The organism is Gemmatimonadota bacterium (assembly GCA_026705765.1).
Taxonomy (GTDB): Bacteria; Latescibacterota; UBA2968; order UBA2968; family UBA2968; genus VXRD01.
The window spans coordinates 18,849-29,658 of the sequence record JAPPAB010000172.1 but is presented as its reverse complement, the minus strand read 5'-3'; the positions used below and the strand labels follow the sequence as shown (position 1 = coordinate 29,658).

The 10,810-nt window shown below is 53.9% G+C and carries 11 protein-coding genes, 4 tRNA genes and 1 other RNA gene; 15 read left to right on the top strand and 1 reads right to left on the bottom strand.

All coding sequences use genetic code 11. The annotated features are described in order from the left end of the window. Positions 1-344 precede the first annotated feature (344 nt). Both OXH16_21850 and OXH16_21845 read left to right on the top strand, forming a co-directional pair. Complete coding sequence (locus OXH16_21850) at positions 345-641, top strand: hypothetical protein (GenBank protein MCY3684051.1); 297 nt, start codon at positions 345-347, stop codon at positions 639-641. A gap of 78 nt (positions 642-719) precedes the next feature. Then, positions 720-3,239, top strand: coding sequence for a hypothetical protein (locus tag OXH16_21845; GenBank protein MCY3684050.1), 2,520 nt, complete (start codon positions 720-722; stop codon positions 3,237-3,239). A gap of 271 nt (positions 3,240-3,510) precedes the next feature. Here OXH16_21845 and OXH16_21840 read toward each other — a convergent pair. After that, a tRNA-Asn gene (locus OXH16_21840) sits at positions 3,511-3,586 on the bottom strand. A 190-nt stretch (positions 3,587-3,776) separates the two neighbouring features. On the opposite strand from OXH16_21840, the gene OXH16_21835 reads away from it, so the two are divergent. From OXH16_21835 to OXH16_21775, 13 genes are all read left to right on the top strand, one after another. Next, positions 3,777-4,499: an RpiB/LacA/LacB family sugar-phosphate isomerase gene (locus tag OXH16_21835; protein MCY3684049.1), complete on the top strand. Its 723-nt coding sequence runs from the start codon at positions 3,777-3,779 to the stop codon at positions 4,497-4,499. Between the two features lie 30 nt (positions 4,500-4,529). Continuing rightward, a complete protein-coding gene (locus OXH16_21830) occupies positions 4,530-5,300 on the top strand; it encodes a phytanoyl-CoA dioxygenase family protein (protein MCY3684048.1) in 771 nt (256 codons plus the stop codon). Positions 5,301-5,400: 100 nt separating this feature from the next. Further along, a complete protein-coding gene (gene tadA / locus OXH16_21825) occupies positions 5,401-5,835 on the top strand; it encodes a tRNA adenosine(34) deaminase TadA (GenBank protein MCY3684047.1) in 435 nt (144 codons plus the stop codon). A 5-nt stretch (positions 5,836-5,840) separates the two neighbouring features. Further along, positions 5,841-5,930, top strand: a tRNA-Ser gene (locus OXH16_21820). 56 nt (positions 5,931-5,986) lie between these two features. Further along, positions 5,987-6,076, top strand: a tRNA-Ser gene (locus OXH16_21815). Between the two features lie 19 nt (positions 6,077-6,095). Then, complete coding sequence (locus OXH16_21810; protein MCY3684046.1) at positions 6,096-6,467, top strand: cyclophilin-like fold protein; 372 nt, start codon at positions 6,096-6,098, stop codon at positions 6,465-6,467. Positions 6,468-6,469: 2 nt separating this feature from the next. Then, positions 6,470-6,545, top strand: a tRNA-Ala gene (locus OXH16_21805). A gap of 57 nt (positions 6,546-6,602) precedes the next feature. Next, positions 6,603-6,871, top strand: an RNA gene (gene ffs / locus OXH16_21800) — signal recognition particle sRNA large type. Between the two features lie 52 nt (positions 6,872-6,923). Continuing rightward, on the top strand, positions 6,924-8,645 hold the full coding sequence (gene dnaX, locus OXH16_21795; GenBank protein MCY3684045.1) for a DNA polymerase III subunit gamma/tau: 1,722 nt from the start codon (positions 6,924-6,926) through the stop codon (positions 8,643-8,645). Positions 8,646-8,687: 42 nt separating this feature from the next. Next, positions 8,688-9,014 (top strand): YbaB/EbfC family nucleoid-associated protein, encoded by a 327-nt coding sequence (locus OXH16_21790; GenBank protein ID MCY3684044.1) that lies wholly within the window; start codon positions 8,688-8,690, stop codon positions 9,012-9,014. A gap of 45 nt (positions 9,015-9,059) precedes the next feature. Further along, on the top strand, positions 9,060-9,653 hold the full coding sequence (gene recR / locus OXH16_21785) for a recombination mediator RecR (GenBank protein MCY3684043.1): 594 nt from the start codon (positions 9,060-9,062) through the stop codon (positions 9,651-9,653). Then, positions 9,654-10,295, top strand: a complete 642-nt coding sequence (gene pgsA, locus OXH16_21780) for a CDP-diacylglycerol--glycerol-3-phosphate 3-phosphatidyltransferase (protein ID MCY3684042.1) — start codon at positions 9,654-9,656, stop codon at positions 10,293-10,295. Then, positions 10,273-10,803 (top strand): phosphatidylglycerophosphatase A, encoded by a 531-nt coding sequence (locus OXH16_21775; GenBank protein MCY3684041.1) that lies wholly within the window; start codon positions 10,273-10,275, stop codon positions 10,801-10,803. The genes pgsA and OXH16_21775 overlap by 23 nt, the downstream gene beginning before the upstream one ends. The last annotated feature ends 7 nt before the right edge of the window (positions 10,804-10,810 follow it).

The window sequence follows — 10,810 nt, the reverse complement described above, 5'->3', positions numbered from 1 at the left end:
GCACATTGGTGGATCAGTCCCAGGCCGCAGGCTCCTACCAGATACGGTGGGATGTCCTCGACCAGCGGGGCGTCTCGTTGTCAACGGGGATCTACATCGCACGTCTGAGCTATCCCGGCGGGGTGCAGACGCAACGGCTACTCTACCTCAAGTAGCGCCGATATCTCATAACTGAGAAAAAGACCCTGAATGAAGTTACCCCGCAGGGGGAACTCCACAGAGCAAGGCGGTGTATCTTCAGCAGGCGGCCAATTCGCTGATTGACGGGCTTTATCCTGGGCACACGCATCGAATTTTCCGTTCACAACTGAAGGCGTATTTGGCGAGTTTGAATTGAGGGCTTTATGCGTGAAAATCGTTCTGGTTGTTTGATTCTTGTTTGCAGTCTGATTGTCCCCGGTCTTGGTCAGATCATCCAGGGGCGTTTATTCGCTGGTTTTTCTCTTTTTCTCGTTGCGTTTTTCTTGTGGAGTCATCTTTGGATTCAATTTTTCACGACATTCCACGACTCGCTTGCTCCTGGGGCGGTGCTAATAGAGCCTCCTTTTTGGGATCGTGCTTTTACAATAGGCCGCAATCTCATGATCTGCCTGACCCATCTGTGGTCTGTTGCTGATGCCGCGCGGTGGAAAGGAAATTGACTGCTCAATATCTTGTATTGCCGCGGCCAACTGCATGTGAAGTTTGGTTGCTTCTACAAGTGGTGACTTTTACCGACTATGTCAATTATATTTATGCACACCCCTCAATTAAATTCGGAGAGATTGGAAATGTTGTTGAAAAAAGGAATGCTGTTAATGACCGCTGTGGGGTTGCTGGTCTGTGTGGGTCAGGCTTCTGCACAATGTTCTGGTGATTTTGACAAGAATGGGATGGTCAACATCCCTGATTTTCTGCTCTTTGTGAAGGTGTTTGGCACATCATCTGGTGATGCTACGTTCAACGTGCTTATGGATATGGACAGTAGTGGGGACATCGGCATCCCTGATTTTCTGCTCTTTGTGAAGGTGTTTGGCTCGACATGCGATCAGCCGTCTTCGCCTCCCGATACGCCCTCCATAAGGGGCTGGGGACTTGGCGTATTGTACATCGAATTGAAGTGGCGGGAAGTGGCGGGAGTCGACGGTTACAGGATCCAGTACAGCGTGGACGATTCCCTGTTCACCGACGACGATCCAAGCGTCGAACTCGCCATTGGAACACTCTCCTTCAGAGTAGCCAACCTTTCGCCGGGCCAGACCGTATATTTCCGTGTGCAGTCCTTTGTCGGCGCAGGTGCGAACCGTGAGGAAAGTGCCTGGTCCGATCCCGTCGCCTTAAGGACGCTCGGCGAACAGAGGCCGCAGGACGCGCAGGACGGGGAGTTCACGGACTCCCGGGGTCGCACCATCCGGTATCGCTTGTACCTCGATAATTCCTGGAGCACGAGTGAGCCGCGCGGTGTTCTCGTCGATGTGCATGGAAACAACCTTGGCACACAGCAGGACATCCTCAATTACCCCAGCGGCTATCCACAGTGGGTCGAGACGGGCCTTGCCTACGCCGTCGTCGCCTCGCCTCGATCATATAGTGAGGGTCATCCCCGCCATCTGCTCGGTTTTCCGACCAACGCGGCGGGTCGCAGGGCGTGGATGTTCGAGGATGGCCGGCTGCTTCATGAGTTGTTGCAGAGCGGTTTCAACGGGGCCCTGGTCGTGGACCACGACGCCATCGTGTTGCGCGGTGCCTCACAGGGGAGCGTCTTCCTCCCTACGTTCGTCGAGCAATACGCCGGATTGTACGGTGGCGGTCTGTGGGCTAAGTGCGGCGGGGTCGGCGGCGACTCCGGTGATGTGCCATTTATTCGTAGGTATTCCTGGCCGGATTGGGAGCCGTTGTTTCTTTGGACTCCGTCGTCGTCCGCCTTTGTCAGGGAACGTTTTCGCGTCGTGGTAGAAGCCACCACAGGTGATTTCCTGTACTCGCAAGCGCTGGATTCCGTCAAGTACTATGGGGAAACTCTCGGACTCGACGTACAAGCATACACCGATTTACCCGGCGGCCACTGTGCGGACGGGCTTGGCGGAACGACGAGATTGGAGGTCGTTCAGTGGTTGCTGGATGGTGGTCGGCAAGTGCGCACGCGAATCCCGCGTGAGGGCGACGCGGACGCGGATGGCATCGCGGATGAACAGGACTCCGATGACGACAACGACGGAGCGCCGGACTTCATCGACGCGCTGCCGCTGGACGCGCGCGACTGGCTCGACACCGACGCGGACGGTATCGGCAACTTCATGGACCGAGACGCGGACGGCGACGGCGTGGACAACAGTTCCGACCCGTTCACGCTGGACCCGAATGAAAGCGTGGACACGGATGGCGACGGCATAGGCGACAACCTGGACGACGACGATGACAACGATGGAATCCCGGATACAGAGGATCGGACACTTTCACCGCCACCCGAGGGGACACCGGGTCTAAAGCGGAAGCGCATCCACTTTGCCTATAGTGTTGCCTCTGACGTCAGGCGTAGTCAGTCGGCACGCTTGAGTTCGCAAAAGCCGTCCGGAATCAAGTATCCTTCACCCCAAGGAGATCGGCAAGCCTACGCATCGCTGAAACTCGGGAGTGGAACGCGCACCGGGATTCCGATCATGGTTGACCGTTTCGATCAAAAAGAGCGGTGCGAAGCCACTCTCCTGCCGGGTCTTTGCCGCGACGATAGTGAATACTCCGGCTATTGGCATGAACATTTCGACAAAATCTACGTCGATCGGAACAACAACGGCGATCTGACGGACGACGGTCAAGCCCTGGTGCTTGGAAACTCTCGCAGAGGCTCGAGTGCTGGTAGTTGGAGGCCTGGCGTGAGCACCGACGTGACGGTTTCCTATGTCTCGGGCGAGAAGATTCCCTACCGGATCCGGCTATGGACACCGCACAATCTGGGCGGGAGTGTTGGATACATGGGAGCGAGCATCTGGATGGGAACGGTTGAGAGTCCTCAAGGAGACCCCGTTCTGGTGGCGACCGTGGACGCCGACGCCGACGGTCTGTTTGATTCGGAGGAACGGGATGCGGTCTGTATTGACGTTGACCGCAACGGCGCACTCGACGAGTGTCTTTTCGACTCTGACAGTCGAACAAGGCCCGGACTCTTGCGCCCGGGCGCGAACTTCATTCTCGACGGGCGCGAACACCGGGTGGAGGTATCACCGTCAGGACGGGAGGTCGAGATCAGCGAGGTGCGCTGACGGCGCGGTTACTCCATTGTCGCCCCCTGGCAGAAAGTGGAGTAACCCCCGAAACGATGCTGTTGCCGAATTCCGAATCTATCCTGGAGTTACCCCGCTTCGGTGGAGAGTTTAGGGCTTGTGTTTCAAGCCTGTGATTGATGTAGTTTTTCGTAGTATTGTGGTTATGATGCTTGATCAGACATAAGAAAAAGCCCGTCAATCGGTGGTTATTGACGGGCTTTTTTTTGCAATGAAACAGATAGATTAAAATTCAGCGAGAAGATATTCTTGGCTCCGGCGGTAGGACTCGAACCTACGACCCAGTGGTTAACAGCCACTTGCTCTGCCGACTGAGCTACGCCGGAACGTAATATTTCCAATAGCGATGAAATCTACTGGAAGTGAATAGGAGTGTCAAGCGCAATTTTTGATCCGTTGACTTTGCAGCGTCTGGCTATCAGGGCAATCTCCTTGACATACCTTCGGTGAACATCTATGTTTCCAGAGGTTAGCCCAACTACCCAACCTACCAGTCCCCAGCCTCTTGCTATTTTTATGTCAGATGAAAAATTGATACAGCGGATTGTTGCCGAAGTTGTGCGGCGGTTGAAGGCGTTGGAGGGGGACGCGGTATCTGCACCGATTGATCCGCCGGTGAGTCTGGTGACGGAGGATCTGGTCAAATCTGCGATAAGTCGCGGTGGCGATGCGGTTTATGTGACGCCCAATGCGATTGTGACGCCGTTGGCGCGGGATTTGATACGGCAGCAGAAGGTGCGTCTGGTTGTGGCTGATGATGAGGCGGTGATTCAAGAGCCGCAGAAGTCGAGTGTATTAGCTATTGGTGCAGACCACAAGGGATTTGAACTGAAGAAACAGATTGTGCTTATGTTGCAAGATGCCGGGCGAGAGGTGATGGATTGTGGTGTGCATAGTCCGCAAGAGGCGTCTTATGTCGGTGTGGCAAAGGCGGTGGCTGACGTTGTCCTGGAGAAGAATTTGATGACGGGGGTTGTGGTCAATGGGGGAGGTACGGGGGCTGCCCTCGTTGCGAATAAAGTAAAGGGGATTCGCGCTGTTTCGTGTCACGATGTGACGTCTGCCAAATTTGCCCGCGCCCATGTGGATGCCAATATTTTGTGTCTCGGTGTGGGCGTGGTGGGCGATACTGTGGCGAAAGAGATTGTTGCGACGTGGTTGAGCACTCCGTTTGAGGGCGGTCAATATGCGGCGCGCGTTCGAGAAATTGATGAGGTGGAGGATGAGAGTCGGGATTGAGCTGAATGTTCTTTTAAATAGGGGATGACTATGCTTTCACAGGAGCAACTGGCGCAGTATGACCGGGATGGATATGTGCTGGTGTCGGGATTGATTCCAGAAGAGACGATTGCCAATGCGGAAGCTGCGATGTGGTCTGTGCTCGGGATGGATCGGGATGATCCGGCTTCGTGGTCTCCTTTGCCAGACGAAACAGATGGGGTGAATACAATCGCCCGACAGGGGTTGATTGAACATTTTGGGGTTTGTGATCCCGCGTTGCTGGCTTGTTGTACGCCCGCATTTTACGAGGCGCAGAGCCAACTGGTCCGGGAGAATGCAGATGCATTTCACTGTCGGAAACCACAGCCTGAGGCTGTGTGGGCACGCAGTGTATTTCCGGTTCCGAGAGGATGGGATTATCTCAGTGGGCACGTCGATGGCGGACATCGACCTTTCAGTGTTTTTCCCGGGTCATTTCGGGTTTCCTCTCTGACTTATCTCGATTCTGGTGTTGCGCAGGGCGGTGGGACCGCGGTCTGGCCAGGGTCGCATCGGAAGTTCAGCGAGATGGCAGTGCAGGATCCTGACCGGTATCGAATGCTGTCGGATTTTGCGAAACCGCAACAAAGGTTCGATCTGGGAGAGCCGATTGAGTTGAGGCCATCCCGAGGCGATGTCATGTTTTTTCATTATTTGTTAGTACACTGCGGGTCTCTCAATACAAGCAATAAACCGCGTTTTGCCCTCCGGTGGATGTGTACCTGTGACGCATGTCGTGTCTGGGAAAAGTATGGCGAGTGGAATATCTGGATGCCCTGATGTTGATGGTTGACTCGCTGTGGGGAAACCCGTATATTTTTTTCTCTGTGACCAGTGTTGTTTTCGCGGGGTGTCCGTGCTGGATGATGACCTGACAGGCATGAAATTTGCGCTCGAAGAAGCCCGCATGGCAGCGAGCGAGCAGGAAGTGCCTATTGGCGCTGTTGTGATGCACAATGGCGAGGTAATCGCACGAGATCACAATCGCATTGTCCAGCTAAATGATCCCACCGCGCATGCCGAAATGCTCGTTATTGGGCAGGCGACAAAAAAGTTGGGCGTTCGGTGGCTAAATAATTGCGTGCTTTACGCAACGCTGGAACCCTGTGCGATGTGTGCGGGGGCTATGGTGCTTGCCCGATTGTCCCGGTTGGTTTTTGGTGCGTGCGATCCCAAAACCGGGGCTTGCGGATCCCTGAGAAATATTGTGGAAGATACACGTCTGAATCATCGCCTGGATGTGCGCCGAGGGGTGTTAGAAGATGCGTGTGGTCAGGTGTTGCGGGCGTTTTTTCAGACTTTGCGAGAAAAATAAATATCGGAGAGGTGCTGGAGTGGTCGAACAGGCCGGTCTCGAAAACCGGTGTACCCTCACGGGTACCGTGGGTTCGAATCCCACCCTCTCCGCCAAAAACAAACACACAGGTGTATGTGAGAAAGCTGATAGCTGACCGCTTAGCTATATTGGAGAGGTGCTGGAGTGGCCGAACAGGCATGACTGGAAATCATGTGTATCCTTACGGATACCGAGGGTTCGAATCCCTCCCTCTCCGCCAAAAATATCACGAGGTTGTTATGCCGCATCCGATTCGCATTACAGTTGGCGATATTGAACTCGACGCCGAGTTAAACGATTCGCAGACAGCAGACAAAGTTCGCGAGATTTTGCCGCTGGATTGTTCGTTTAATACATGGGGCGATGAGATTTACTTTGCAATTCCCGTTCAAGCGGGTCCCGAAGATGCATGTGAAACTGTGGCGTTGAACGACCTCGGATATTGGCCGCCGGGTCATGCGTTTTGCATTTTTTACGGTCAGACCCCGGCCAGTCATGGAGATGAAATTCGTCCGGCAAGTCCCGTCAATATTATTGGACGGGTGCTGGGCGATGCCACGGTGCTCAAATCTGTTTCGGGCGTGCATAATATCGTGGTTGAAGCGGTTTAGGTGGGGCTGTAGCTCAGTTGGGAGAGCGCTAGAATCGCACTCTAGAGGTCGTGGGTTCGACTCCCATCAGCTCCACCAAAATATATTGTTAAGAGGCGAGAGGCGAGATCCCTCTCGTATCTCACTGTTTTCAGGTCGTGCTAGACGGGGAGATAGCGGTGCCCTGTAGCCCGCAATCCGCTATAGCGGGGTCGAATTCCACGTCTGAGAACCGGTATTTTGGATCGCGGTCGATGAGTGTGCAGCGTTGATCGTCAGGTCCTGCGCAACGTGCCTATGCCGAACCCCGTCAGGACCGGAAGGTAGCAGCGGTAAGCAAATCGGTGCGTGTGCCGCAGGGGCACCTGGCAGGAGCCAGCGCTCGTTGAACGCCCTGGGGTAGCGGTTCGAAGCGCGGTGCACGACCTTTTTTTCGGGATGGGGGCTGGGGTTGGAGAGGCCCCCTTTGGAGTTTTTATGTCTTACACGGTAATGGCCCGAAAGCGGAGGCCACAGGCATTTGAAACAGTGGTTGCACAAAGCCATGTGACCACCACATTGCAAAACGCCATTCGGCTGGAGCGCGTGGCGCAATCGTACCTGTTTTCCGGGCCGCGAGGAACGGGTAAGACCACGACGGCGCGATTACTTGCCATGGCACTCAATTGCGAGCAGGGACCAACGGCTGAACCATGTGGGGAATGTGCTTCTTGTGTTGCCATTCGCCAGGGCAATAGCATGGATGTGCTGGAGATTGACGGGGCTTCGAATCGCGGGATTGATGAAATCAGGCAATTGCGCGAAGAGGTGGGATATGCGGCTTCGCAGGGCAAGCGCAAGGTTTATATCATCGACGAAGTACACATGCTCACGACCGAGGCTTTTAATGCGTTGCTCAAAACACTCGAAGAACCGCCAGCGCATGTTGTGTTTGTATTTGCAACGACCGAAGCTCACAAAGTGCCTGAAACCATTTTGTCGCGGTGTCAGCGCTACAATTTTCGGCGTATTCCTCCTGTGGCAATTGTGGAAGAACTCAAAATGGCTGTGGATGAAGAAGGCGTAACAGCAGAAGAATCCGCTCTGTTTTTGATCGCTCGAAAAGCCGATGGGGGCATGCGCGATGCACTGAGTTTGCTGGATCAGGTCATTGCATTCTCAGATGCTGATATTACAGAAGATGCCATACAGAATTTACTGGGTTTGATTCCCCGAGATGTGTATTTTAATCTGACGCAGGCGATTGTGAGTCGAGATGGTGCCCGCGCATTGGAGATTGTTGATGAATTGACGCGCGAAGGCAGTGATCTGGGCGAATTTGTGACGGGGCTGATGGCCCATTTTCGCCATTTGCTCATTGCCTGTGCCGCGGGAGATTTAACGGATGAAGATTTGCCAGAAGCTGACCGCGTGCAGTATGCAGAGGCCGCCGCGCAATTCGAAGAGGCAGATCTCGTGCGCATGCTCAATACTGTGGGTGAACTGGAGATACAGATTAGTCGGGTGACCGAGCCGCGATTCTGGCTCGAATTGACGGTTATGAAGCTGGTGCAGATGACGGCAAGTGTAGATTTGCAGGTTTTGATTGGTCGATTAGAACAACTCGAGCGGGGGTTAAAAAGCCAGGGGACGGCTACTGGAGCGCGACGGCCATTGCCCAGTTCCCAACCTGCACCAAAGCAGAAGGCGACATCGTCTGGACCAGGCGCGCGCGTCAGGGGAGAGAGGGTGTCCCCGCGGCCAACGGCTCCCAAATCTTCACCCCCGCAACAGAGGGGCAATGGTCGGCCCGTGGCAGAACAGCCAGAAGAAGAAATACCGCCGGTGCCAGATGTATCCCCAGAAGAGCCACCAGATTTTTCTGTTATAAAAAATAAGTGGGAACAACTCGTACAGGCAGTGAAGAATGAGCGAATGTCGTTGGGCACATTTTTGGCCGAAGGCCGCCCACAATCAATGGATGGGCGACTTCTGGTGGTGGCTTTTCAAAAGAACCTCGAATTTCACGCCAATCAGGTGCGACGCGGACGCGCTCTGGTGGAAGAAGTTGCGCGCGGTGTTTTTGGCGGTACAGTCACCATTTCGTGTGAGGTCGTTTACGAGGATAATAAAGAGCAAATAGCTGAAGAGAAGGGTGTAGAAGAAGATGAGCGCGTGCAGATGGTGATGCAGGTGTTTAGTGGGGAAGTGATCAGGTAGGGATTGCTGCGTTGGGAACATTGCTTTTTAAGGAGATAGAGTATGGCAAAAGGTATGGGCGCGATGATGAAGCAGGCCCAAAAGTTGCAAGCCAAGCTGTCCAGGGTGCAAGAAGAACTGGGGGCAAAAGAGGTGGAGGCAACTTCGGGTGGGGGTATGGTGACAGTAAGGGCCAGTGGGCATCAAGATATTTTGTCGATAAAAATTGATCCCGAAGTAGTTGATCCCGAAGATGTGGAAATGCTGGAAGACCTCGTGCTGGCGGCGGTTCAGCAGGCGCGTCAAAAAGCTGCGGACATGGCCGAGGCAGAAATGCAGAAAGCCACAGCGGGCCTTATTCCGCCCGGCATGAATATGCCGGGGTTCTGAAATAGGAAAAGCGAAGTTCTCGCGCTATAGTTTTTGGAGTTTTCCATGGCATCAGAGGCCATTGAAAAATTGATTTCCGCTTTGAATCGGTTGCCCGGGATCGGCGCTAAAACAGCACGGCGTCTCGCGCTGGAGATGTTGACATGGGATACGGGTGAGGTGCGCGAACTCGCCGATTTGATGGTGGATGTCAAGACCCGTGTGCGGCGGTGCTCAATTTGTTTTAATTTGACCGAGGCCGAGCCGTGTTCTGTGTGCAGCGATACGCGTCGAGATCGTTCCAGTGTGATGGTGATTGATTTTATCGGCGACCTTTTGGCATTTGAGCGCACCGGGCTTTATCGAGGACTTTATCACGTACTGGATGGGCGAATTTCGCCACTGGATGGTATTGGTCCAGAAGACTTGAATATTGCCCAATTGCTCCAACGCCTGCGCCAGGGGGAAATTCGAGAAGTCATTCTCGCCAATGGTCCAACCGTAGAGGGCGATGCCACGGCACAATATCTGTCTCAGTGTTTGGTTCCGTTTGAAGTATCTGTCACACAAATTGCGCGCGGGTTGCCAGTGGGCAGTGATCTCGCCCTGGCTGATCAAGTGACATTGTCGCGCGCGCTGGAAGGCCGCCGGGAGTATTAAATGCCCCAGGTAAATACCATAGAATCGAACCGGATGACAATGCCTGAGCCGCATACCCCAAATCGGTTGTGGACAGTGCCCAATGTCTTGACGGTGTCGCGTCTGTTGCTTACGCCAGTGTTTTTGCTGTTGATTTTTGCCGCCAACTGGTATTTCAAAATCCTCGCGCTGCTCGTCTTTACTGTAGCCTCGTTGACTGATTTCTACGATGGGCGCATTGCGCGGCGCGACGGTACAGTGACCAACTTTGGTCGCTTTATGGATCCGCTGGCCGATAAGTTGCTGGTATCTTCGGCATTGATTGCATTTGCGCTTTTGGGCATGATTGAAGCATGGCTTATCGGGGCGATGCTCGTGCGCGATGTCGTGATTACGGGATTGCGCATTTTTGCGATTCGACGAGGCAAACCCGTGGTGACCTCACAACTCGCAAAGTGGAAAACCATGCTGCAATTGGTGCTTGTTTTTGGCATTTTGGTCTTTATCAATGTGCGCGTGGTCGAAGCCGAATTGGCCGCCCAACCAATTGTGCTCGTAGGCGATATTTCTTATTGGGTTTTAAATGTCCTGGTGGCTGTTGTGACCCTCGTTGCAGTGGTCTCGGGCGTTCGGTATTTAATTGAGAATCGCAAGACATTTTGAGGCGAGCGAATCGCTGCCGCCTATAGCTATGACAGATTTTCGGCCTCCTGAGCCATCGTTTTTTGTCCGGTTGATTGCAACCGGCTTTTTTTCTGGCTATTCGATTTTTGCCCCGGGCACAGCCGGATCAGGCGTGGCATTGGTGATTTATTGTCTGTTGCCACCATTGAACGCGTGGGCGTGGGGGGCGTTGCTGATCGGGTTGTTTTTCGTGGGGGTTTATACATCCGGGGCATGCGAAAAATCCTGGGGTAAAGATCCCAGACGTGTGGTGATTGACGAGTTTGCAGGATTTTTTGTGACCGTGGGCCTGCTTCCGCAGTCGGTGTTGGTGGGCATTGTTGGCTTTGTCATATTTCGCATACTGGATATTATTAAGCCGCCACCTGCCCGACAGGTCGAGGCATTGCCAGGTGGATGGGGTATTGTGGCCGACGATGTGGTTGCGGGAATTTATGGACATTTAATTCTGATATTATGGCTGGCATTCGCACCTTTGTCGCTTTAGGGGTGTC

Coding starts and splice junctions, on each gene's coding strand:
- OXH16_21850 (MCY3684051.1), top strand. CDS start 345: ATGCGTGAAAATCGTTCTGGTTGTTTGATTCTTGTTTGCAGTCTGATT.
- OXH16_21845 (MCY3684050.1), top strand. CDS start 720: ATGTCAATTATATTTATGCACACCCCTCAATTAAATTCGGAGAGATTG.
- OXH16_21835 (MCY3684049.1), top strand. CDS start 3,777: ATGTCAGATGAAAAATTGATACAGCGGATTGTTGCCGAAGTTGTGCGG.
- OXH16_21830 (MCY3684048.1), top strand. CDS start 4,530: ATGCTTTCACAGGAGCAACTGGCGCAGTATGACCGGGATGGATATGTG.
- tadA (MCY3684047.1), top strand. CDS start 5,401: ATGAAATTTGCGCTCGAAGAAGCCCGCATGGCAGCGAGCGAGCAGGAA.
- OXH16_21810 (MCY3684046.1), top strand. CDS start 6,096: ATGCCGCATCCGATTCGCATTACAGTTGGCGATATTGAACTCGACGCC.
- dnaX (MCY3684045.1), top strand. CDS start 6,924: ATGTCTTACACGGTAATGGCCCGAAAGCGGAGGCCACAGGCATTTGAA.
- OXH16_21790 (MCY3684044.1), top strand. CDS start 8,688: ATGGCAAAAGGTATGGGCGCGATGATGAAGCAGGCCCAAAAGTTGCAA.
- recR (MCY3684043.1), top strand. CDS start 9,060: ATGGCATCAGAGGCCATTGAAAAATTGATTTCCGCTTTGAATCGGTTG.
- pgsA (MCY3684042.1), top strand. CDS start 9,654: ATGCCCCAGGTAAATACCATAGAATCGAACCGGATGACAATGCCTGAG.